At 55.3% G+C, this 22,043-nt stretch carries 21 protein-coding genes and 2 tRNA genes; 7 read left to right on the top strand and 16 right to left on the bottom strand.

All coding sequences use genetic code 11. The annotated features are described in order from the left end of the window. Positions 1-285: 285 nt before the first annotated feature. The 5 genes from L0H14_RS04195 to cysS all read right to left on the bottom strand — a co-directional run bounded on the left by L0H14_RS04195 (position 286) and on the right by cysS (position 5,664). Complete coding sequence (locus tag L0H14_RS04195) at positions 286-1,077, bottom strand: ABC transporter ATP-binding protein (RefSeq protein WP_301416337.1); 792 nt, start codon at positions 1,075-1,077, stop codon at positions 286-288. Then, positions 1,064-2,044 (bottom strand): ABC transporter permease, encoded by a 981-nt coding sequence (locus L0H14_RS04190; RefSeq protein ID WP_301416339.1) that lies wholly within the window; start codon positions 2,042-2,044, stop codon positions 1,064-1,066. The genes L0H14_RS04195 and L0H14_RS04190 overlap by 14 nt, the downstream gene beginning before the upstream one ends. Positions 2,045-2,143: 99 nt before the next feature. Next, positions 2,144-3,190 (bottom strand): ABC transporter substrate-binding protein, encoded by a 1,047-nt coding sequence (locus L0H14_RS04185; RefSeq protein WP_301416341.1) that lies wholly within the window; start codon positions 3,188-3,190, stop codon positions 2,144-2,146. 65 nt (positions 3,191-3,255) lie between these two features. Continuing rightward, positions 3,256-4,185, bottom strand: a complete 930-nt coding sequence (gene rlmB, locus L0H14_RS04180; protein ID WP_301416343.1) for a 23S rRNA (guanosine(2251)-2'-O)-methyltransferase RlmB — start codon at positions 4,183-4,185, stop codon at positions 3,256-3,258. A 36-nt stretch (positions 4,186-4,221) separates the two neighbouring features. Beyond that, complete coding sequence (gene cysS, locus L0H14_RS04175; protein WP_301416344.1) at positions 4,222-5,664, bottom strand: cysteine--tRNA ligase; 1,443 nt, start codon at positions 5,662-5,664, stop codon at positions 4,222-4,224. 243 nt (positions 5,665-5,907) lie between these two features. Here cysS and L0H14_RS04170 point away from each other — a divergent pair, with 243 nt between their 5' ends. Next, complete coding sequence (locus tag L0H14_RS04170) at positions 5,908-6,462, top strand: hypothetical protein (RefSeq protein WP_301416346.1); 555 nt, start codon at positions 5,908-5,910, stop codon at positions 6,460-6,462. Positions 6,463-6,526: 64 nt separating this feature from the next. Here L0H14_RS04170 and L0H14_RS04165 read toward each other — a convergent pair whose 3' ends face one another. Both L0H14_RS04165 and L0H14_RS04160 read right to left on the bottom strand, forming a co-directional pair. Beyond that, entirely contained in the window at positions 6,527-7,207 is a 681-nt protein-coding gene (locus tag L0H14_RS04165) for a response regulator transcription factor (protein ID WP_301416348.1), read from the bottom strand. Next, the gene (locus L0H14_RS04160; protein WP_301416350.1) at positions 7,207-8,433 is read right to left on the bottom strand and encodes a cell wall metabolism sensor histidine kinase WalK; all 1,227 of its coding nucleotides are present in this window, start codon (positions 8,431-8,433) and stop codon (positions 7,207-7,209) included. Before L0H14_RS04160 ends, L0H14_RS04165 begins: the two co-directional genes overlap by 1 nt. Positions 8,434-8,612: 179 nt before the next feature. Here L0H14_RS04160 and phoU point away from each other — a divergent pair, with 179 nt between their 5' ends. Next, positions 8,613-9,269 (top strand): phosphate signaling complex protein PhoU, encoded by a 657-nt coding sequence (gene phoU, locus L0H14_RS04155; RefSeq protein WP_301416352.1) that lies wholly within the window; start codon positions 8,613-8,615, stop codon positions 9,267-9,269. A gap of 14 nt (positions 9,270-9,283) precedes the next feature. Here phoU and L0H14_RS04150 read toward each other — a convergent pair whose 3' ends face one another. Genes L0H14_RS04150 through L0H14_RS04135 form a run of 4 tightly spaced genes read right to left on the bottom strand, consistent with a single transcriptional unit; the run spans position 9,284 to position 13,167 of the window. Then, positions 9,284-10,093: an aminotransferase class IV gene (locus L0H14_RS04150; protein WP_301416354.1), complete on the bottom strand. Its 810-nt coding sequence runs from the start codon at positions 10,091-10,093 to the stop codon at positions 9,284-9,286. Beyond that, positions 10,090-12,063 (bottom strand): chorismate-binding protein, encoded by a 1,974-nt coding sequence (locus tag L0H14_RS04145; protein ID WP_301416356.1) that lies wholly within the window; start codon positions 12,061-12,063, stop codon positions 10,090-10,092. The genes L0H14_RS04150 and L0H14_RS04145 overlap by 4 nt, the downstream gene beginning before the upstream one ends. Positions 12,064-12,087: 24 nt before the next feature. Continuing rightward, positions 12,088-12,834 carry a phosphoglyceromutase gene (locus L0H14_RS04140; protein ID WP_301416358.1) on the bottom strand — a complete coding sequence of 249 codons (747 nt, stop codon included), beginning with the start codon at positions 12,832-12,834 and terminating at the stop codon, positions 12,088-12,090. Positions 12,835-12,855: 21 nt separating this feature from the next. Then, on the bottom strand, positions 12,856-13,167 hold the full coding sequence (locus tag L0H14_RS04135) for a DUF2516 family protein (protein ID WP_301416360.1): 312 nt from the start codon (positions 13,165-13,167) through the stop codon (positions 12,856-12,858). A 60-nt stretch (positions 13,168-13,227) separates the two neighbouring features. Here L0H14_RS04135 and tmk point away from each other — a divergent pair, with 60 nt between their 5' ends. The 4 genes from tmk to L0H14_RS04115 all read left to right on the top strand — a co-directional run bounded on the left by tmk (position 13,228) and on the right by L0H14_RS04115 (position 16,735). Beyond that, a complete protein-coding gene (tmk, locus tag L0H14_RS04130) occupies positions 13,228-13,857 on the top strand; it encodes a dTMP kinase (protein ID WP_301416362.1) in 630 nt (209 codons plus the stop codon). Further along, positions 13,857-15,029 carry a DNA polymerase III subunit delta' gene (locus L0H14_RS04125; RefSeq protein WP_301416364.1) on the top strand — a complete coding sequence of 391 codons (1,173 nt, stop codon included), beginning with the start codon at positions 13,857-13,859 and terminating at the stop codon, positions 15,027-15,029. Before tmk ends, L0H14_RS04125 begins: the two co-directional genes overlap by 1 nt. A 17-nt stretch (positions 15,030-15,046) precedes the next feature. Further along, entirely contained in the window at positions 15,047-16,582 is a 1,536-nt protein-coding gene (locus L0H14_RS04120) for an alpha/beta hydrolase (protein ID WP_301416369.1), read from the top strand. 77 nt (positions 16,583-16,659) lie between these two features. After that, positions 16,660-16,735 (top strand) — tRNA-Thr (locus L0H14_RS04115). Positions 16,736-16,794: 59 nt separating this feature from the next. On the opposite strand, the gene L0H14_RS04110 is transcribed toward L0H14_RS04115, so the two are convergent. From L0H14_RS04110 to L0H14_RS04090, 5 genes are all read right to left on the bottom strand, one after another. Then, positions 16,795-18,321 (bottom strand): MDR family MFS transporter, encoded by a 1,527-nt coding sequence (locus tag L0H14_RS04110; protein ID WP_301416372.1) that lies wholly within the window; start codon positions 18,319-18,321, stop codon positions 16,795-16,797. A gap of 52 nt (positions 18,322-18,373) precedes the next feature. Beyond that, a complete protein-coding gene (locus L0H14_RS04105; protein WP_301416374.1) occupies positions 18,374-19,012 on the bottom strand; it encodes a TetR/AcrR family transcriptional regulator in 639 nt (212 codons plus the stop codon). 109 nt (positions 19,013-19,121) lie between these two features. Next, positions 19,122-19,832: a TVP38/TMEM64 family protein gene (locus L0H14_RS04100; RefSeq protein WP_301416376.1), complete on the bottom strand. Its 711-nt coding sequence runs from the start codon at positions 19,830-19,832 to the stop codon at positions 19,122-19,124. Positions 19,833-19,899: 67 nt separating this feature from the next. Further along, positions 19,900-20,349, bottom strand: a complete 450-nt coding sequence (locus L0H14_RS04095) for a hypothetical protein (RefSeq protein WP_301416378.1) — start codon at positions 20,347-20,349, stop codon at positions 19,900-19,902. Between the two features lie 11 nt (positions 20,350-20,360). After that, entirely contained in the window at positions 20,361-21,377 is a 1,017-nt protein-coding gene (locus L0H14_RS04090; RefSeq protein WP_301416382.1) for an NAD(P)H-quinone oxidoreductase, read from the bottom strand. A 112-nt stretch (positions 21,378-21,489) separates the two neighbouring features. Between L0H14_RS04090 and L0H14_RS04085 the strand changes: the two genes are divergently transcribed. After that, positions 21,490-21,580 (top strand) — tRNA-Ser (locus L0H14_RS04085). The last annotated feature ends 463 nt before the right edge of the window (positions 21,581-22,043 follow it).

Below are 22,043 nucleotides of genomic sequence, written 5' to 3'. Positions count from 1 at the left end.
TCTCAGCGCTTCACGTCACCGTTCCGCCCTGGGCACGAGAGATAACTATACACAGACTTTTGTAGAACACAAAACTGGAGGAATGCTTCAGCAAGAGGTCGGTCTGTCTTTGTATCTCATAGTATTCACTGTTTGTTCATGATGTCGGCGCACAAAGCTGGACAGTTTGTGAGCGAGGTCTCCGAAATTCGTCCAAATTTTGTTTTTCAGACGCTTTTTTCACACGTTAAACGACGAAGCGGGTGAAGCCTCTATGGAGACTTCACCCGCCGTCGTGGAATGCTTCTACTGCAGTAGCGTCCGGTCCGAAACTGTAGCGTTTTTGATATTCGCGAATTGCGCCAAGAGATCTTCAACTGTCATGGATGATTTCGCTTCACCCGATACATCGAGGATGATTTCGCCATCGTGCATCATAATCAAACGGTTTCCGACCTCTAACGCCTGGCCCATGTTGTGGGTGACCATCAACGTTGTCAGCTTTTGTTCGGCAACAACTTTTTCTGTCAGCTCGGTAACTAACCTGGCTCTCTCCGGGTCTAGGGCAGCCGTGTGTTCGTCGAGTAAGAGAATCTTCGGCTTGGAGAACGTAGCCATCAACAACGACAACGCCTGACGCTGACCGCCGGATAGCAGCCCAACTTTCGCACTCAAGCGCGTTTCTAACCCAAGTTCGAGCAATTCGAGTTCATCGGCAAAGCGGATCCGTTTCGCTTTTGTGATGCCGAAGGCCAAACCCCTGGTCATGCCGCGTCGCTCAGCGAGCGCCATGTTTTGCTCGATGGTGAGATCTGGCGCAGTTCCAGCCATCGGATCTTGGAATACTCGGCCCACGTACTTAGCGCGTTTGAAATCCTTAAGTCGCGTGACGTTTCTGCCAGCGATATTTACGGTTCCGGTATCAGGATTAATTTTTCCAGCAACTGTGTTGAGCACGGTCGACTTCCCGGCGCCATTTGACCCAATCACCGTGACAAAATCGCCGTCACCGAGTTCGAGGTTGATGTTCGACAGTGCGACTCGCTCATTAATCGAGTTTGGAAAGAAGGTTTTGTGAACGTTCTTAAGCTCTAACATCGCTGGTCTCCTTATACGCCGAGTTGGAAACGGCCGCTTGAACCGCTTTGGCAGGTTTCTTCCGGACCCGCCATCTCGGGATAAGCAAAGCAGCAACCACAATGATTGCCGAAATGAGCCGCATATCGTTCGGGTTGAAACCAACGGCTAGGGCACCCTGGACTGCGGCACGATAAATGATGGATCCGAGAATAACGGCTGTCGTCGCCATAAGTACTTCACGGTTTCGGGTTCCAAAGAGCAGGCGACCAACGGGAGTGTCTGCAAAGCGGGTGACAAAACGGTTATTGAAGATTGCTTGTCCGAGAATGACTGAGGCCAGCCCGATGAGGATCAACCCGATACCCATGGAGATATCTGAGGAGCCTTGCTTTTGTGCGATGAACGCTCCTGCTAAACCAACGAGTCCGTTGGATACCGACAGGCCCACGATTTTCATTGCATCGGTGGAGACTCCAAAGGACCTCACCATTTCTTCGTTGTCGCCGGTCGCTTGCAGTCCCAGGCCCATATCGGTGCCAAGGAACCAGTCGAGCAACAACTTGACGATCAGCACGATCACCGCGAGTACCAAAATGAGGGTCCACCCGCTGATACCTGAGCTGCTAAACCAGGTGTATACGGTGTCGTTGCCGAGCAAGGGGACGTTAGCCCGGTCCCCCATGATGCGTAGGTTAATTGAGTACAGCGCGAGCATCGTCAAGATGCCTGCGAGCAAGGGGTTAATTCCCCCTTTTGCGTGCAGCAGCCCAGTGATTACGCCAGCGAGTGCTCCTGCTATAAACGCTGCACCTAGTGCAAGCAATGGATTGAGGTCATAGTTGACGATCAGAATTGCTGATGTCGCCGCACCAGTCGTAAACGACTGATCGACCGTTAGGTCAGGAAAGTTTAAGATGCGGAAGGTCAGATATACACCGAGTGCCATGATGGCGTATATAAGACCGAGTTCTATTGTCACGGTCATAGAAGACGGACTTACCTTTCATGTGAGAAACGGGCCTGGTCAGTATGTGCTGAGCCAGGCCCGCTTAGAGTTTTTTACAGGTCAAGAAGCCCGTGCGGATTATTCGCTGGTTTCTTCGTCTGCGTCGCCCTCTTCGGCGGCCTCATCTTCACCTACAATGTTGGCGTCGGCACTGAGGTCCTCTGGAATCTCAACACCCATTTGCTCGGCAGCGTCAAGGTTGAAGGTGTATTCCATGGCGGCGTCATCGGCCAACGCCGTTGGTGTATCGGCGACTTCCGCTTCGCCTGTCATGACCGACAGGGCCATTTCTCCGGCTTGACGACCATGTTCGTAGTAGTTCAGGCCGTAGGTACCAACGGTGCCACGTTCAACTGAGTCAGATTCTGCGGCAAATACCGGGATCTGGTTATCTACACCGTAGGAAATTACGGTTTCCAGACCCGAGACCACGGTGTTGTCCGTAGGCACGTAGATTGCGTCAATATCCGAGAAGGAGTCAACACCCTGGGCGACTTCGGATGTGTTGGTGACGGCAACTTCTTGAATCTCAACGCCCAAAGCATCAGCGGCCTCGTTGGCGGCGTCAACTTGAACAACAGAGTTTGATTCGGCAGAAGAGTACGGGATACCAATGACTTCGGCGTCTTCAACGACGTCCAGAATCAATTGGAGCTGATCTTCGACCGGGTTCATATCCGACACACCGGTAATATTTTCACCTGGCGTTTCCCAATCGGGCACAAGGCCTGCATCAACTGGGTCGGTGACGGCGGAGAAGATAATCGGCGTCTCGGTAATGGAGGTCGCTGCTGCAATAGCCACTGGAGTTGCGATTGGCAAGACAGCGTCAAGGTTATCGTCGCTACCGTAGGTTCCCACGATATTATTCATGGTCGCCTGGTCCGCCTGTGCGTTTTGCTCTTCGACTTCGATGTCGGCATCAGCTTCCTCGAAGACATCCTTCATACCCTGTGCCGTTGCATCCAGGGAAGGGTGCGCAACATATTGGGCGATGGCCACGCTATAGCTCTCGCCGCCTTCGCCATTTCCTTCTGCACCACCTTCGTCTGAACCACATGCCGTGAGCAGCAAGCCCAATGCCGCCGCGGTAGCTGAGGTTTTCAGCAGAGTATTCATGTTCATTATGACTCCAACTTCAAATAGGTGTGAGTGACAGGTTGTGTGGCCTACGTTACACCTAGGCCAGCTTAGTCAATCTTATGCCGAAGTCTGGAAATTTCGTAGAGGGTAATTCCAGTTGCCAGTGAGGCGTTGAGTGATTCGAGTTCTGACGAGATCGGAATCGACACCAATTGGTCGATATTTTCGGAAACCAGGCGGGATAATCCAGCACCTTCGGACCCCACCACCACACACAGCGGATCGGTAGCTAACGGCAGGTCATGCAGGGTTTGCTCACCGTCCCCGTCCAGCCCGATGGTGAAGAGTCCGGCTTTTTTGTATTCGGTCAGCGCGTTATTCAGGTTGGTCACTTGCCCTACCGGTACCCGTGCTGCAGCACCGGCCGATGTTTTCCATACCGTCGAGTTCACGCCGACGGCCCGTCGCGATGGGATGATGACGGCATCGGCTTTAAACGCCGAGGCGGAGCGCAGGATGGCACCCAGGTTGTGCGGATCAGTGATGGAATCCAGCGCAACAATCAGCGGCGGACTTTTACGATAGCCATTCGTCCAGTCAGACATCAGCTCGACGACGAGCTCGACACCATTCTCGTATTCATATGGGGGCACCTGCAGAGCAATGCCCTGGTGACGTGCGTTATCCGTGATCCGGGCAAGCTGCGGCTCGGTCGCGTCCAGGACTGGAATGCCCCGATCGGCTGCCATCCGGATGGAGTTTCGAATACGGTCGTCCATCTCTACGCCAACAGCAACATACAGTGTGGACGCGGGAACCTCCGCTTCGAGCGCTTCCACTACCGGATTCCGGCCAGCAACCGCGTCGGTGGTTCGAGTTGGCTTTTTCTGCTTGGCAGGCGGCCGGTAACTCTTGTGCCAAGTACGATCCGACGCTTTGGGTGTCGGACCCTTTCCTGAGAGTTTCCGGCGACCTTGACCACCGGAACCTTTGGTTGGGCCCTTCTTGCGTGAAGGTCCACTACGACGAGGACTCATATGCTCGTCCTTTCTTTGGTAAAAAAACTTTTGCGGTTAGTCCGCTATGGACCAGGTAACACCATCGGCTGCGTCGTTGACAACGATGCCGGCAGCAGCCAGTTGATCGCGTATAGCATCTGCTGTTGCCCAGTCTTTATCAGCGCGAGCTTGTGTTCGAGCCGCGATCTGAGCTTCCACGAGCTCTGCCAGGGCCTGGTACGCAGCCGAGTCACCACCTGCGGGCATTTCGTTGGCGGAATTTAGGCCTAGAACTTCCACCATGGTGTTGACTTCACGCAGATATTTCTTCACTGCGCCTAAATCTTTTGCGTCAAGCGCTGAGTTGCCTGCTCGCACGGTTGCGTGCAGTGCAGCCAACGCTTCGGGGACGTTGAGGTCGTCTTCCATAGCAGTCACAAATGCTACGGGAACCGTATCGGTCCCCATTGGCTCGTCGAATAGTTTGGCGGCCCGCGACTGGAATGATTCGATCCGTTCCAAAGCTGTTTGTGCTTCGTCCAGCGCAGAGGGATGGTAGTCCAGTTGCGAACGGTAATGCGCTTGGCCCAGGAAATAGCGAACCGCACCTGGTCTCGACATCGCCAACATTTGCTCGGGTGAAACGGTGTTGCCCACGGACTTCGACATTTTTTCGCCCTCGGCCGTGACTAAACCGTTGTGCATCCAGAAATTCGCGAAACCATGACCGGCAGCACTTGATTGTGCCAGCTCATTTTCGTGGTGTGGGAACCGTAAATCTAGGCCGCCGCCGTGGATATCAAAGTGAGTGCCCAGGTATTTGGTAGCCATGGCCGAGCATTCGATGTGCCACCCGGGACGACCGTGTCCCCACGGCGATGCCCAGGCCGCACCTTGCGGGTCAGTCTCAAGTTGCGATTTCCATAAGGTGAAGTCGCGCGCATCTTTCTTGCCGCGGGCCGGAGCGTCGTCGGCGTCCTGCATCATATTCACCGACTGGTGCGTCAGCGCGCCATATTCGGGCCAGGAAGTGACATCGAAGTAGACGTCTGCGGAACCGTCCAGAGCCTGGTAAGCGTGTCCGGCGTCGATGAGGCGTTGGATCAGCGTGATCATTTCTGGAATGTGACCGGTGGCGCGGGGCTCATAGGTAGGACGACGGACGCCGAGCGACGCATAGGCGGCAGCGAATGCATTTTCGAAACGGTACGCAAGTGCCCACCACTGCTCCTGCGCAGGATAATCGTCGCTAGCTGCGAAGTCTGGCGCAAAAGATTCGTCCGACCGTGACAGAATCTTGTCGTCGATATCTGTCACGTTGCGCACCAAGGTGACCTTGTGGCCCGCATATTCTAGCCATCGAACGAGGATGTCGAACACCACGGCGGAACGGATATGTCCGACGTGTGGCCTACCCTGCACTGTTGCGCCACAATAGTAGACCGAGACCTCGCCCTCATTGATTGGTGTGAAGTCCCGGATTGCACCGGCGGCAGTATCATAAAATTGTTGTCCCACGTTGCCCAATTTTAGCTCAGGAGAGGCGCTCCTGGGCAATTTCTGGTATTCACCGGTGGTGTGTCGAGTCTGGCTCCGGTTTTACGGCGCCTACGGTGCGAGATATCTTGTCGTAAAGTGGCCTCCATTTAGTCAAATACGATAACCTCATGAAGAAAGCTTCTTGCGTCCTCGGGACCGACGTGCCCGGTGCAAGGTAGTACATCACCTCTAGCGCACCTTATTTTTACGAGGAGAACCATCGTGAAGGTCAACACAACTCGCCGGAACGTATTTGCCGGCTTGGCATTGGCTGCCCTTATCGGCACCACCGGTTGCTCTGCAGTGAACCCGCAGGCAACCACGTTCGAGTACGCACCCTCCGACGGGACTCAGACCACCGTTATGGCCGATGAAAATAGCGATTCGAACTCCGACGCCGTTGATTTCTTGAATATCGGCGTGATCACAGAATCAGCCGATGGCGTCGGTGCGCTGATGGGCACCATCCATAACAAGTCGGACAGTAACCAAAATGTTGAGCTGCAAATCAATGACGAATCTTTGAGCTTCTCGCTGGAGGCCGACGAAATCCTCAAACTCGAGGATGAAGAAGTTACCATCGAGGGCGTAGGCACTGAGCCAGGCAGCCTTGCCGATGGTGTCGCTTCCGCATTTGGTCAGGATGAGGAATTCAACGTGTCGATCCTGCCGCCAACGTTTGAGGAATACCGTGAACTGTACCCCGGTGATCTCAACGAAGACGAGCATGTTGAGCACCTCTATGATTTCCAGGGGCAGTACCACCGCGACGAGTAATACGACGTTTTAAAAAAATTGAGGGCCTGTCCAAACGGACAGGCCCTCAAATTTTTCTTAAGGACTATACTTCGAATTTATAGCCGAGTCCGCGTACGGTCATCAAATACCGTGGCGATGATGGGTCAGGCTCGATCTTGGAGCGCAATCTTTTGATATGGACGTCCAAGGTTTTGGTATCGCCCACATAGCCGGGGCCCCACACACGATCAATCAGTTGTCCTCGAGTCATGACCCGGCCCGAGTTGCGCAGTAGCATTTCTAACAGGTCAAATTCTTTGAGCGGCATGGTGATGGCTGCGCCGTCAACGGTGACGACGTGGCGTTCGACATCCATGCGGACCGGACCGGCGGCAACGGTATCGGGGATCAGCTCATCGGCGTCAGCATTGCGACGCATCACGGCACGGATCCGGGCGATTAATTCACGGGCTGAGTACGGCTTGGTGACGTAGTCGTCGGCTCCGAGCTCGAGACCCACGACTTTGTCGACCTCGCCGTCCTTGGCGGTCAGCATGATCACCGGCACCTGAGATTCTTGCCGAATCTGGCGAATCACATCTGTTCCCGGCTGACCCGGGAGCATCAAGTCCAGCAGCACCAGATCGGTACCGTTGCGGTCGAATTCTTCCACGGCTTCCAAACCATCATCAACGACGGTAACCTCATATCCTTCCCGTTGTAACAAGTACGCGAGCGGGTCAGAAATTGACGGTTCGTCTTCAACGACAAGAATCCGAGTCATCAGTGTTGTCCTTTTCCTTCTTCAGGGGTATGTGCGTGTGAATCGTGCTTCACATTTTGCGTATTTGGTTCGGTTCCCTCGGTGGTCGCCTCGTGTGCCTGGGGATCCAGTTCTGGCAATCGGATAATAAACGTCGATCCCTCCCCCACGGTCGACTCGACCATGATTTCGCCACCGTGGTTGGAAATCGTGTGCTTGACTATGCTCAGGCCCAGGCCCGTGCCGCCGGTGGCACGTGAGCGGGCTGAGTCGACACGATAGAAGCGTTCGAAAATCCGCTCTGTGTCGTCCTCAGCAATCCCTGCCCCCTGGTCGCCCACGGCAATGAGGACGACGTCGTCATCCTTGGTGACTTCGACCCACACTGTGGAACCATCGGGGGAATAGGTCACGGCGTTGTCGATCAGGTTTCGGATTGCCGTCATCAACTGGTCATAATCGCCATAGACCGATAAGGCTTCCGGCTGCCGGTTGTGGATGGCAATATCCCTCGAGGAGGCTTCAGTGCGCACCCGGTCGATGGCTTCGGAGACGAGGCTGGTAATTTCCAATGGCTCGGCGGTCTCAACGATGTCGCGACCTTGCAGCCGTGACAAGGAGATCACATCTTGGACCAGTGCAGAGAGCCGCACTGATTCGATAGAAAGTCGGTTGGCAAAATGTCGGACGGCTCCAGGATCATCGGCTGCATCCTCAATGGCTTCAGCCAACAGGCTCATGGCTCCGACCGGTGTCTTCAATTCGTGCGACACGTTGGCGACGAAGTCATGCCGAATAGCTTCCGTACGGTGTTGCTGCGACCGGTCCTCAGCCATGATCACAATAAATTGGTCACCGATCGCGGCTGCACGCAGGTGCACTAACCAGTGCCCCTCGGCTGCTGCCACGGCCGGCAGTTCGAAACGGTAGTCGTAGAGCTGACCTGCGGTTCGTACCCTCGAGGTGAGTTCTGCTAGCTGTTTATGTCCCAGCTGATTGCCTCTGACCAGCCCAAAAGCATAGGCGGTCGGGTTGGCACGAACGACAGTATCTGCGACGTCGACGATCACGTAGGCTTGACCTACAACGGCCAAAACATCCAGTGCCCCTTCGGGGATGGTTTGCTCATGGTCTGCTAGTCGCTCGATTCTTGAACGCGAGGAGAGACGGAAGGCGACCATAGCGCCCACCGTGACGATCACACCGGCCAGTCCAAAGAGAACGGCTACCGAAACAAGACTTTCCACAATTCACAGAGTACCCATACTTTTTACATCCGGTTGACCCTTTTTCGTCATTTGGGCGCTAATACATGTATTTGTCTGGCAGAATTCACCACTCGTTTACTTTGTTTGGAGACAGTGGACACCGTTGGGCAGGATAATTGGCCTGCAATCGTTCAATGTATCTACGAGGAATTAAATTTATGCGAAAACTCTTTATGGCCGAGATGGAGGCCGTAGGTGACCAGCTGGTCGAAATGGCCACCCTGGTCAATCGAGCTATGAAGCAAGCGCGAGTAGCCATGGAATCCCAGGACCTGGGTTTAGCCGAGACGGTCATTACCCAAGATGCTCGAATCGATTACCTACAAAATGCACTCGATGAGCGAACCATTGAACTGCTGCTGCTGCAAAACCCTGTCGCCACCGACCTTCGCTTGTTGATTGCGGCACTGCGAGTATCTTCGTCCATGGAACGCATGGGCGATCTGGCACGACACACAGCCGCTTTGACTCGGCTGCGTCACCCCCACCCGCTCGTGCCGGCACCGAGCCAGCCCGAGATGCAGGAGATGGCTGAGCTAGTCGTGCAAATCGGTGAACATTTGCAACTACTCATGACGGATTATGATCTGACCCACGGGCGGGCGATCGTCAAGCTGAACAACGACGTCGATATTCTGCACTCTAAGGTTCTGACCTCGGTGACCGACGGCACCTGGGATATCGATGCAACTCAGGCCCAGGATCTGACGCTACTGGTCATGCGGCTTGAACGCTTTGGTGATCACGCGGTGTCCATTAGTCGCAAGATCGCCTATTTGGTCACCGGTGAATGGGAACCGCCCGTTATCGCCTAAACCCTGCCCCGTAGTTATACAGCGAACATCGCCCACCAGGCTGTCTGCCACTGTGCCGCAGCCTGGTGGGTTTTAACCTGTGTTTCTCCGGTAGCACTGCCGACGCTGCTCACCGGGGAGATGCCGTGCAGCGTATTCGAAAACCACACCGGGTACTCCCCGGAGGCCAGCTCTTGAATGGTCACCGAACGGGTGGTCACAAAGATATTGTGTGATCGCGCGTGGTTGGCGATGCGTTGCGCGGAGATCGAAGCAAGCTGCTGCGTTGCCTCGCACAACACCAGGTGCTCTGGTGTTTGCCATAGGAGCAGTGCGCCGGTGGTGGTCTCATGCACGTTGGTTCCGTCATGTAAGACAACATCATCGGTGGGTGCTTCCTCCACTAGCCCACGCATCAGGTGAATGTCCGGTCCTTTGACCGTGGGCTTGGTGCGCGGGTCGGTATAGCCCGGGAGCCATAAACTCGTTGTCTTTCGTGGTGGTGGAGCCGGCCGCACCAACAGGACAATACGCCACGACCCACGATGGGTTTCCACGCTGATGCGTGGAAACAGATCCACGCCCGGGGTGGCGCGCGAAATTCTCGAGAGTTTTCGCTGCAAGGCTTTCTCAAATTTCTCTACAGTGACATCTCGCGACACTGCGGGATCCAGCTCCTGTTGTTCAATGCCTTCCATGAACCGCTGCACATGATCCTGGAGCCCCCAGGTGGTCCCCTGGTGCACCCGCCATGAATCTGCCACTAGAATCTCGGGTGATTCAGGCGGCGCTATAGCAACAAAATTACCGTCTTGCCATCCGAAATGCTGCGGAAACGCTTTCATAGCTGCTCCGCGATACTGTGCATTAGGGCTTGAGCCTTCAAATGTTTTTCTTGCTCTTCTGCAACTGGGTCAGAGTCCACCACGACTGCGCCTCCGGCCCCGATGCTCAGCTGTTCGTTATCAATGATGATTGTTCGGATCACCACGTTGAGTTCAGCTGTATTGCGATGACCAAGCCATCCCATGGCCCCTGAATAAATGCCTCGAGGACCGGCTTCTAGGGCATCCAATGTTTCCAAGCTAATGTTCTTGGGCGCTCCGGTCATGGAGCCACCTGGAAAAACTGCTTTCAACGCGTCGACCGCTGAGGTACCTGGCAGCAATTGACCGGTCACGGTGGTCACGAGTTGATGCACTGTCGCAAATGATTCCACGGCCATGAGTTTGGGCACCTGCACCGTTGTCGGAACGGTGACGGTTGCGAGGTCGTCACGTAAAAGGTCAGTGATCATGAGGTTCTCGGATTGTATTTTGGTATCCGCCGCCATAGAAGCGGCAACTTCGGCGTCCTGCTTCGGGTCGGAGCTACGGGCCACGGTACCTTTGATCGGTTTTGATTCAACCGTGCCGGCGGCGTCAATGCTCAGATATTTTTCCGGCGACGCTGAAAGTACCTCGAGGCTGTCGTCGAAGGTGTTGAATCGCAGGTAGCCGGCATACGGTGCCGGATTATTGGCCCGCAATCGACCGTACAGCTCCAACCCGTCGAGACCGCGAGCATCCATGCTGAACGTATCAGTCAGGCAAATCCCTGCGGCGGTTCCGGCATGCAACAGTTCTTGGATGCGGCCTACCCGGTCCTCGTACTCTGCTGCTGATAAACGCCACTGCCCAGCGATATCTGCGCGCTCTGGCACGCCAGATACAGTGCTGGATTCGAAGACCAGGGCGGCTTCCAACGTATCGAGCAGCGCCGGATCGTGATACGAAAACAGGGTCGTGGAGCGTTCGCGGTGGTCGTACCGCAGAAAGGTTTGTGGTTGGATCCAGTAGGCGTCCGGTGTAGTCGCTTCCCACCGATTCTGATGCCCTGGAACCGTGGCTTGTTTGGCTTCGTACCCTAGGTAGCCAACCCAGCCTCCGGTGAAGCCGTCAAAATCCACCACTGCAGTTGGTTCCCACAGGTGTTCCTCGAGGTAGTCCAACACATCACCGGTCAGCTGGTGCGCATCACTGCCAGCGACCACGTCAAGCGCGTTCGTCGTGACGTTCCAGCGAATCGTTTGTGACAGTTCGCCGTTATTGGTTCCCATGACCGTGAGGTCGCCCTGACCCCGATGAGCTGAGGCGGAATCTAACCAGAAGGCTGCAGAAGTGTCCTCTTGCAACGTGGCAAACGTGGCGGATGTATCGAGTTCGCCGACTATGGACCGGGTAAAAACCTCGTAGCGCTGACGACGCCGAGTTGTCGGGGAAATGGGCTCCGGCGGCGTGGGTGCGAGGGGCGCCAGTGCTAAGAAATTGTTGATGACGGCGTTCCCCACCATTGATTGTAGAGCGGCCGGATCCCCATGGAGCCCCCAGTGGTTGGTGCCCTGAACGCGAAAGGCCAGCACGGCGTCGTCGGCGCCGGTAGCGTGAATAGCGAAACGGTCAGTATCCATCCGGTGCAACCGCCAGGCATGGTAGCTGATGAGCTTGACGTCGACTGGCAGGCCCGCAAAGAGCTCGGCTCCGCAGTGATGGTGCGTCACGGGCTGCCCATAGACCGGCTTGGCGCTGGTGGTTTCAGTGTGTCCGTAGAGCGCGGCAAGATGTTGATAGCCTGCCCCAATTGCCAGCACTGGGAGATTCGGTGCCTCGTGGAGCGGTTGCAAGTCGACGGCTGCGCTACCGTGGCCGATTACTACGTGCGTGTAGTTATCCAGATCGACAGCAAGCAGCTCGGCAGCGGTGACAAGGTGTACCGCCCCGAGCTGATGCGTCAGGATGCGGGTCGTGAACCCGTGATTGTCAACGACGAGTATCATGCAGGTTTATCACGACCACCGGAGTTATTTGCCCTGCGCTGCAACGGCAGCAGCACCGGCTGCAGCCGCATCTGGGTCAAGGAAACGAGCTGGCCCGGCAGCCTTCATATCTGCACCTAATTCATAGGCGAATGGCACGCCCGTTGGCAGGTTGAGTTCTGCAATGGCGTCATCCGAGATACCTTCGAGGTGTTTGACCAGTGCGCGCAGCGAGTTACCGTGTGCCACTACCAGGACGGTTTTGCCTGCTGCCAGCTGTGGAACGATGTTGTCGTACCAGTACGGCACCAGCCTGGTGACCACGTCTTGGAGGCATTCGGTGCGAGGGATGTCTTCGCCGAGTAAAGCGTAGCGTTCGTCCCGGTACTGCGAGAATTCGTGATCATCCGACAGCGCCGGTGGTGGCGTGTCATAGGAGCGACGCCAGGTCATGAATTTTTCGTCGCCGTGTTCCTCGCGGATTTCAGCCTTATTCATGCCCTGAAGTGCACCGTAATGGCGTTCGTTGAGGCGCCAGCTGCGGTGCGTGGGGACCCATTGGCGGTCGGCGGTTTCCAATGCCAGGTTTGCGGTACTGATGGCGCGGCGTAGCAGCGACGTGAAGACGACGTCAGGCAGCAAATTTTCGTCTGTGAGCAATTGGCCCGCGTGAGTAGCTTCGGTACGTCCCTTATCGGTCAGTGGGACATCGACCCAACCGGTGAATTGGTTGAGTTCATTCCACGTGGATTGTCCGTGGCGCAGTAAGACCAGTTTCGATGTTGTAGACATGTCGATAACTTTACCTGGTCGTTAGGCCCACAGCTCGAATTGTCGTTTCGGCCCAGCTAAGTACACTCCGGCGGCCACGATAGCTGCGAGCCCGAACAGCCCCATCCGGCCACCCAAGAAGATGGTAAGCGCGGCGGAACCTAGCCCAAAGATTAGCGCACCCCCGAGGATGAGCAACCAGGTTGGTTTGGTTTGGTTCGTATGGGCTTCAAAGATGCCGGCAGGACGGCGAGCAGCATCGGCCATCGCCCAAATCACCATGCCGGCGCCCACCAGTGCTAAGCCTGCTTGCAGCCCGTATTCGATCATCACAACGATTCGCGGAAAATTCATAAGATGAGTCTAGTGGGTGGCATTAGGCTAATGGGAGCATACGGTGAGAAAGGTTGTGTCGTGACGGGACTATTTGTCGTGTTTGAAGGCGCCGATGGGACGGGCAAGTCAACCCAGGTGGCCGCGGTGGCCGACGCCTTGCGTCATAGTGGCAAGGAAGTGGTGGTCACCCGAGAGCCAGGCGGTTCTGATGTTGCTGAGACATTACGCGCCCTGGTGCTTGATCCGGCCACCCAGATTGACGATATGACCGAAACGCTCATCTTTGCTGCGGCTCGGGCAGATCATGTGGCCAAAACGATCGTTCCTGCACTGGACTCCGGCAAGGTGGTCCTCTCGGATCGCTTCGTGGGCTCATCCATCGCATATCAAAGTGCTGGACGTGGTCTCAGTGAAGACGCCGTCGCCGAGATCAATCACTATGCAACCGGTGGCCTGAACCCAGATCTCACCGTGGTGTTGGACCTTGATCCGGCAGTTGCCGGTGTGCGGCGCGATGATCGCGGTGACATGATTGATCGGATGGAAGCGGCCCCGGATGGGTTTCAGGAGACTGTGCGTGGCTCATTTCTTGCCCAGGTCCAGGCAGCTCCCGACCGTCATCTGCTAGTGCCTGCTGCCCAAGCGCCTGAAACTATCACCTCACAGATTTTGACCCATCTTGAAACCACGTACGGAGTGAAGCTGTAATGGCGAATCCAGTCTGGCAATCCTTGGCCGGCCAACACGCGGTCATCCAACAACTTTCTCATCCGGACACGGTGACCGCCCCAACGCACGCGTGGTTATTTACCGGGCCGCCCGGTTCGGGGCGTTCCATGGCAGCCCGCGCCTTTGCTCAAACGTTGCAGTGTGGACAACCGGAGCTATCCCAGCGTGGTTGTGGTGCCTGTCAGGCCTGCGTCACCATTGCCGCTGGAACCCACGCCGACGTCAATATTGTGACGACCGAAAAAGTTCAGTACGCAATTGATGATGTCCGTGAGCTCATTTCAGACGCCCACGACCGGCCATCAACGGGGCGCTGGCGCATCATTATTATCGAAGACGCCGATCGCATGACTGAACGTGCCACAAATGTGCTGTTGAAAGCCATCGAGGAGCCCCCAGAACGTACCATTTGGATGCTTTCAGCACCGTCACCGGCCGATGTGTTGGTAACCATCCGCTCCCGCACCCGGCACATCAACTTAGTCATTCCTTCGGTCGAAGACGTCGCACAACTCCTAGTGGACCGCGACGGGATTGAATCCCAGCTGGCACACGTCTGTGCTCGCGCTTCGCAATCCCACGTCGGAGTAGCCCGCTGGTTGGCCCGCTCCCCCGAGGCTCGTGAGCGCCGCGACATGATTGTGAATCTCCCCTTGACCGTGCGCTCGGCGTCTGCCGCAGTGGAATCGGCTAATAATCTCCACAAGCTGGTTCAAGATGAGGCCGAGGCTTCCTCCTCGGATCGCAACGCAGCAGAGCGGACCAACCTGTTGCGTTCCCTTGGTTTGGCCGACGATGATACGGTTCCGCCGAAACTGCGGGTGCACTTCCGCCGGATGGAAGATAATCAAACCGCTAGAAATCGGCGTGCGATTCACGACGCCCTGGATCGAGCCATGATCGATTTATCAGGGGTCTACCGTGACCTTCTGGTCCTGCACTTATCTCAGGACACTCCACTGATTAATGAGCATCTGCGACCCAGCCTCTCGGAGTACAGTGCCATTGTTACTGCAGAACACTGTTTGGGCAGCCTGGAATCCATCAACACGGCACGCCGACGGCTCGCAGGCAATGTCCCACCCTTGTTGGCGCTAGAGGCCATGTTGCTGGCCTTTATTCCTCGAACTCGCCGACACGCTCCCCGATAACCGTGCAAAGGAATTTGATGCCTACCACTACCCGAATTCTGGCTGCCTTTGGTGCCGTTGCAGCGCTGGTGCTCACGTCCTGCGCATCGGACGATCCCGATCCATCAACGAGTAACCAGGCAGAGTCTGCACCAGATGGGTTGGAGACATTCTATGAGCAGACCATTGCATGGGATACGTGCGAAGACAACGACGAGTTCGAGTGCGGCACCGTCGAAGTCCCCATGGATTATGAAAACCCAGACGACGAGACCATCGATATTCATCTGACCAGGAACGCCAAAACTGCAGATGAACAACCTATGTTGGTCAACCCCGGCGGTCCGGGTTCATCTGGCATCGCTTTTGTACAAGACAGTCTGAGTTTTGTGTTTTCTGACAACCTGTTAGAAAACACCTCCCCCATTGGTTTCGATCCTCGTGGCGTTGGTGCCTCGGAGCCCGTTCAATGTGAAACCGCAGAAGAATTCGATGCATCCCGCGAAATAGTCCACGATCCTTCAACACAGGAGGGCTGGGACGCAACGGTCGAGGACAACGAAGCTTATGCCCAACAGTGCCTCGAACGCTCGGGTGACATTGTAGGTTTCGTTGATACCGCTTCTGCGGCCAAGGATATGGATGTCATTCGTGCGGCCTTGGACGCTCCCCAACTGGACTATTTCGGCATCTCTTATGGCACCAAACTTGGCGCTACGTATGCCGAGTTATTCCCGGAGCAGGTCGGCAAATTTGTCTTAGACTCGGTCCTGCCACCCAGCGCCGAAACATTTGAAGTCTCCAAAGCACAATCTGCGGGCTTTGAGCAATCCCTGCACGCGTGGGCGCAATGGTGTGCAGACAGCTCAGAGTGCAACGTGGGGCAAAACGGTGATGCCGAATCAGTCATGACCACGGTCAAGGATTTCATTGCGCAGGTTGAAGAAGAACCCCTCACCTACCCGGGTGGTCGAAGCCAACCGGTGTCTGATCTGTTCTTCGGCATCGTCACGCCCTTGTATTCGCAGGACAGCTGGGAGGTGTTGGCTTTAGCTTTCGAACAAGCCCTTGCGGATGACTACGCAAACTCCGAATACCGACCGCTATTCCTGTACTTTGCAGATACATATCACGGACGGGATGACTCAGGGCATTACAGCAACGACACTGCGGCGTTCAACGCCATCAACTGCCTGGACTACACCGGGGAGGACAAGACCTTTGAACAAGCTGAGCAAGAAGCAGATGAGCTCGCTGAAGGTTCCCCCATCTTTGGCAAATATCTGTCATATTCTGCGGGTTGTAATGGTTGGCCAGTTGATCCTGTCGATCCAATTGAGGAAACTGATGCTGAAGGTTCTGAAACCATCGTGGTCACCGGTCTGACGTCGGATCCGGCTACACCCATCCATTTTTCGCACGAACTGGCAGATGAACTCGACAACAGTGTGCATATCACCGTGGAGGGCGAAGGCCACGGCGCATACTCCAAGGAAAATGAGTGTATCGTCGAGGCAATCGACAGCTACATTCTGGACGATGAACTCCCCGAGGATGAGATGGTCTGTAACTAAACTTTAGCGATTTTTGACCAATACATGCCACACTCGCTATGATCTCTTATCGGACCACATCGTAAGATGTCGTTCGCGCCGACTTAGCTCAGCTGGTAGAGCAGCTCCCTCGTAAAGAGCAGGTCACCGGTTCAAATCCGGTAGTCGGCTCCATCCACTTGAAGAGGGAATGCCCCGGTTCTGTGCAGCTTGGACGAACCGGGGCTTTTTTCTCAAGATTCAGGGGTGGTTTCTTCTGGCGCTTCGGATGCGGTTTTTTCCTGCGGCACCGGACGCGATCCACGAATGAAGAAAGCCCCGATAAAGCCTACGACGGCGACTGACCCAGCCACGATGAAGGCAGTATTGACGCCGTGGGTAAGTCCTTCGGCCCCGTGTGTGGCAGGGTCGAGCGCAGCACCGGTCATCACCGTGACCAGGACTGCGGTTCCGACTGAGGCCGCAACCTGACGCATCGTGTTATTCAACGCGCTACCGTGTGGTATCAACCTCTGCGGTAGCTCGTTGAGAGCCGCCGTAGTGACCGGCATAATCACCATGGCTGTGCCGAACATGCGAACTGCGTTGAAAATCGTCAGATAGGCGAACGACGTCGTCGGTGTTAGCGTCGTGAAGAATAGGGTGCCCACGGCCAGGAGCGCAAAGCCTGTGATCGCTAGCCATTTGGCACCAAACCGGTCAAAAATGCGGCCAGTTACTGGCGACATAATGCCCATGATTGCAGCGCCAGGCAACAGCATCATCCCAGATTCTGTGGCGGTGTACCCTGCCATGGTCTGCATATAGACCGGCAGCATCAGCATCCCGCCGATCATGGCGATAAATACTGCCATGCCCAGCAGGGTGTTCAAAGTAAACATGGGGTTTTTCAAAATACGCAGTTCCAACATTGGCTCTTGCAATGTCAGTTGCCGCCAAATAAAGAGACCCAAGGTCACTAAGCCAATGCTGAGCGGCACGAGCACTCCATAGCTAATCCAACCGGTATTGCCGGCGTTTCCAAAACCAAAGAGCATCCCACCGAAAGCTAATGATGACAGCACGATCGACAGCGAGTCCAGCCGTGGATTGGTCCGTTCGGTGACGTTATCGAGAATAAAGTAAGCGATAATCATGTCGATGATAGCGATAGGCAACATCATCATAAACAGGGTCTGCCACGGGAAATGCTCTACAATCCACCCGGAGAGCGTGGGCCCGATCGCTGGGGCAAAAGAGATGACCAGCCCGAAAGTACCCATGGCTTGGCCACGTTTGTCGATCGGGAAAATTGCGAACAAGATGGTCTGCATCAACGGCATGATGATCCCGCCACCTGCGGCCTGGACGAAGCGGCCAGCTAGCAGAACTGCATAGGTCGGTGCCAGCATCGCCAGTACTGTTCCGATGGTGAATAAACCCATCGCAGCAAAAAAGAGACTCCGCGTCGTGAATTTTTGAATCAAGAACGCGGTAACCGGAATCATGATGCCGTTGACAAGCATGAACATGGTCGTGACCCACTGCGCTGAATTCGCAGTAATACCGAAGTCTTCCATGAGTGCCGGAAGCGCAGTATTCATAAGAGTCTGGTTGAGAATCACCACAAAAGCGCCGGAGACCAATACGGCAAGCACCACATTGCGATTCACCGGCTTCTTACGCGGCGAATCCTCCTTCTTTACTTTCGTGCGTTCGTAATGCGCCTCGTTGTACCGACCTTCTACGATCGGAATCGAACCGGTAATTTCACTTGCCACTCGTTGTCCTCTCTCCTTCGCTTCTGCCACTGTCAAATACTTATCTTCGGCGCTACGATGTAACCCCAACGGTGTGATCGTTAAACAGATCCATACCTTCAAATTGTTCAAACGCCATATCAATCAGCTCGTGGAGCGGCCTGTCGCCCTCTGCGACCCAGTGGCGCATTGCTACTCGAATAATGCTGACTGCCGTGGCAGCTAACAACTCAGGCACCAAATCTTGGTCAATATCGGTATCCATTCGTTCAGCAACTGCTACCGCAATAGTCCGCTCCGCAATGGAGATTTTTCCCAGTTGGTGAGCCATCAAGGAGGGGTTCTCCTGGGTGAGTCGCTGGCGGGCGAGGAGCCGATCACGGTCTGGCGGTACAGAACCGTAATAATTACTGTTGATAATGGCGTAATGGAGCGCTCGCATCGGCGATTCATCTGCAGGTCGTTCCAACAACAATGTTCGCACCTGGTTGGCACCCTCGGCCGCTTCCGTCACCAACGCGTCCTCTTTACTTGCGAAGTAATTGAAAAACGTTCTCGGTGAGACGCCAGCGGTGTGTGCAATGAGCTCCACGGTGAGGCTTTCCAACCCGTTTTCCAAGGCTAGGTCCAAACCGGCATTTCGAATTGCCCGTCGTGTTTCGAGTTTTTTCTGTTCGCGACGCCCCAAGGACGCATTGTCTTCAAAAAGCATAGAAGACGAGCCTAAACTAAAACTTGCACACTGTGCAATTTTTCCGTTGGCCTTTTCTGTGCTCGCTATGCCAATAGTGTCAAGCGACACTCCGGCTCTATCTCCGGGATCAACCGTGTTCGGGGCGCGCTGCCTTCCATCGCCAATAGGCCCAAACGGTAAGCAGTAACACGATAGCCCAGCTCACCGCGACAACTATGCCGGTGAAAAGGTTCGGATTCGATATCAAGGCGCCAATCGCCACCAACGAAAATTGGCCCGGGATTACTGCTAGGAAGCTTCCAAGAAGAAAGTCGCGCTGACCTACACCGAACGCCCCGCTGCCGTAATTCACCGGCCAATACGGAAAACCTGGCAAAAGTCGCAAGACTACAACTGCTTCTAGCCCTGCCTGCCCAAGATGTCGCTCTACTGAAGTGGCGCGTGAGCCAAGCATCTTAATCGTCGCCTGACGGCCAAGCCCTCGCGACAGCCAGTAGCCACCCCAGCAACCAATCAGCACGCCTATTACCGACAGCACGGTGCCGTCAACTACTCCAAAAAGTAGTCCGGCGGTAACAGCCATCACCGTCACGGGGATGGGCGTCATGGCGACCAAAGCATAGATGCCAATGAACACCAGCCAGGCTGCCCAACCCCAGGAATCGATTATGTCGCGTAGCCGTTCTGCCGACGGTAATTCAACGTTAAACAGCAGCCACAACAAGACCGACAACACCACGACGAGGAGCGTGTTGCGGATAAGCGTCGTCCAGTCGAATCGGTTTTGCTCAGGATCGTGCTGAGGCGCTGCCGCTGATTCGTGGTTTTCGCGAGACATAGACCCTACTGCAGACCCTTCAGCGGTTCGATTACCCTTGGGTCACACGCGGCTTAGGGTCCTACGGCTAACGCTTCATGAGATCCTCGGCGGCGGTGACAGAATCCAGTACTTTTTCAGCGCGTCTCCCGACGGAAAGCAGATTGGCTTGACCACGCTTGTACATAGCGGCGGCTTGTGCTGTAGCAGCCAAGTCATTCGCAGCACGTGACATCATGCGATGAACCTCGTGGGCGCCAGCAGGTACATTCAGTTCGTGCTCACCGTAACGTTCACGGGCCTCGGCACAAATTGAACGCACGGTGGCGAGCGCATCGACCAAAGCATTGCCAGCGTTAACCAGGCCGTTATATTCCTCTTTGGGAACGGGACTCGTCCGCTCAGATTCGACGACTTGCCAGTACCGATCGAGCGACCGGGCAAAACGATCGTGCGCTTGGCGCCATAATAGGTTGCCAAGCTCTGAATCGAGTTTCTTTGCTTCGCGACGGCGTGCGAACGGACCTGGTTTCATCATCAATTAGTGTCTCACATTGTCAGAACGATTTTCCCAACTCGATCAGATTCGGCAAAGCGTTCGTATGCCTTCGCAGTCTCGTTGAGTTGAAAAGTTTGGGCAATCAACGGGTCAATCGTTCCGTCGACAAAGTGCGGCCAAATATGCTCCACCAATCCACTGAGAATCTCGCCCTTTTCTTCGGCAGACCGCGGGCGCAGGAGGTTACCGGTCAGCACAGCTTGTTTAGCCATCATGCGTAGAAAGTTAATAGGCCCCTTTATGCCGCCCTGAGTGCCAATAACCACCCAACGCCCGCCCTGGGCTAGGGCACGCATATTCTCTTCTGAGTATTGCCCTGCAACGATATCCAGAATGATATCAACCCCGTGACCATCGGTTATTTCTTGGATTCGTTCAGCGAAATCCTCGGTGCGGTAGTTGATACCCTGCGCCCCCAGGAATTGCGTGTACTCAACTTTGGCTTCCGAACCGGCTGTAGCAATCGGATACCCGCCCATGGCTTTGACCATCTGGATTGCCATCGTGCCTATCCCACCGGCTCCGCCGTGGATGAGTACTCGATCTCCCGGTTGGAAAGCGGCAGTCATGAAGACGTTGAACCACACAGTGGCTGCTGTTTCGACAATGCCAGCCGCTTCAAGCAGATCTAGCTGGTCTGGCACCGGAATTACTTGACGAGCGTCTACCGCTACGTACTCGGCGTAACCTCCCCCGGCAAGGAGAGCACACACCCGGTCGCCCACACTCCAGTTCGTCACACCGTCGCCAGTAACCGCAACTGTCCCTGCTATTTCCAAACCGGGGATCTCCGTCGCTCCTTCTGGAACGTTATAGCCGCCTATTCGTTGCAAGAGATCGGCATTGTTTATTCCGGCGGCCTCGACCTTGATCAGAACTTCTCCGGAACGTGGCTGGGGCACATCATGGCTCACCACATGGATATCGGCGGGTTCGGCCTTGGAAGCTTCTTCTGTTCCGGGCTGTGGAATGAAGCGGACTGCTTGCATTTGCGAGGGTAGTGACATGCCTTTTATCCTCGCTAGTACTCTCAAGGGACGTCAATACATGGCTGACCTACTGCCAAGACGTCCCGATTATGTACCTGACCATGAGAACAGGTACAATAAATCCTCGTCTGGATGGTTGTCCGAGCGGCCGAAGGAGCTGGTCTTGAAAACCAGAGGGCGGCAACCCCGTCCCGGGGGTTCAAATCCCCCACCATCCGCCAAATAACTCGGGTGAGGACATCGCATTATGCATTGTTCTCACCCGAGTTTTTCTGTCTCACCATAGATCCCACATCAACATTTGATGTCGACCGCTGAGCAGATCACATTAGGACTCGCCCCCCTGCTCATGCGTTGCCACAGCTTGAGCCCCTCACCAACAATAGCAAATTCTTGTTCAACAACTTACGGGCCATGCTCCAGTTCGCGTCACGATACACGACCCTAGGGGCCTCGCTCAGACGAGGTGTCTCACCACTAAATCCGCGCGAACATCGACTCTCACCACCAGACCTGCCCGAAATCACGCCGCCTCTCTGCCCGCCTTCCGGAGTGCCCTAACTGGCTTCTCTACTGGCGAAAACATGCGACCTTTCAAGCATTTTTTCAGGGTTTACTCCAGTGGTTCTCAGATCAGGAAAACCTGTGACGGGTTCAGAGCCGCATTCGCCAAGAAACCAGCCC

This window comes from Yaniella sp. (genome assembly GCF_030453185.1).
Classification (GTDB): domain Bacteria; phylum Actinomycetota; class Actinomycetes; order Actinomycetales; family Micrococcaceae; genus Yaniella.
The sequence above is the reverse complement of the archived record's forward strand: the minus strand, read 5'-3'. Positions and strand labels throughout refer to the sequence as shown.

What these genes read in the sequence shown, in the direction of transcription:
- L0H14_RS04195 (WP_301416337.1), bottom strand. Translation starts at nt 1,077, where the DNA reads ATGTTAGAGCTTAAGAACGTTCACAAAACCTTCTTTCCAAACTCGATT.
- L0H14_RS04190 (WP_301416339.1), bottom strand. Translation starts at nt 2,044, where the DNA reads ATGACCGTGACAATAGAACTCGGTCTTATATACGCCATCATGGCACTC.
- L0H14_RS04185 (WP_301416341.1), bottom strand. Translation starts at nt 3,190, where the DNA reads ATGAACATGAATACTCTGCTGAAAACCTCAGCTACCGCGGCGGCATTG.
- rlmB (WP_301416343.1), bottom strand. Translation starts at nt 4,185, where the DNA reads ATGAGTCCTCGTCGTAGTGGACCTTCACGCAAGAAGGGCCCAACCAAA.
- L0H14_RS04165 (WP_301416348.1), bottom strand. Translation starts at nt 7,207, where the DNA reads ATGACTCGGATTCTTGTCGTTGAAGACGAACCGTCAATTTCTGACCCG.
- phoU (WP_301416352.1), top strand. Translation starts at nt 8,613, where the DNA reads ATGCGAAAACTCTTTATGGCCGAGATGGAGGCCGTAGGTGACCAGCTG.
- L0H14_RS04150 (WP_301416354.1), bottom strand. Translation starts at nt 10,093, where the DNA reads ATGAAAGCGTTTCCGCAGCATTTCGGATGGCAAGACGGTAATTTTGTT.
- L0H14_RS04145 (WP_301416356.1), bottom strand. Translation starts at nt 12,063, where the DNA reads ATGATACTCGTCGTTGACAATCACGGGTTCACGACCCGCATCCTGACG.
- L0H14_RS04140 (WP_301416358.1), bottom strand. Translation starts at nt 12,834, where the DNA reads ATGTCTACAACATCGAAACTGGTCTTACTGCGCCACGGACAATCCACG.
- L0H14_RS04135 (WP_301416360.1), bottom strand. Translation starts at nt 13,167, where the DNA reads ATGAATTTTCCGCGAATCGTTGTGATGATCGAATACGGGCTGCAAGCA.
- L0H14_RS04125 (WP_301416364.1), top strand. Translation starts at nt 13,857, where the DNA reads ATGGCGAATCCAGTCTGGCAATCCTTGGCCGGCCAACACGCGGTCATC.
- L0H14_RS04120 (WP_301416369.1), top strand. Translation starts at nt 15,047, where the DNA reads ATGCCTACCACTACCCGAATTCTGGCTGCCTTTGGTGCCGTTGCAGCG.
- L0H14_RS04105 (WP_301416374.1), bottom strand. Translation starts at nt 19,012, where the DNA reads ATGCTTTTTGAAGACAATGCGTCCTTGGGGCGTCGCGAACAGAAAAAA.
- L0H14_RS04100 (WP_301416376.1), bottom strand. Translation starts at nt 19,832, where the DNA reads ATGTCTCGCGAAAACCACGAATCAGCGGCAGCGCCTCAGCACGATCCT.
- L0H14_RS04095 (WP_301416378.1), bottom strand. Translation starts at nt 20,349, where the DNA reads ATGATGAAACCAGGTCCGTTCGCACGCCGTCGCGAAGCAAAGAAACTC.
- L0H14_RS04090 (WP_301416382.1), bottom strand. Translation starts at nt 21,377, where the DNA reads ATGTCACTACCCTCGCAAATGCAAGCAGTCCGCTTCATTCCACAGCCC.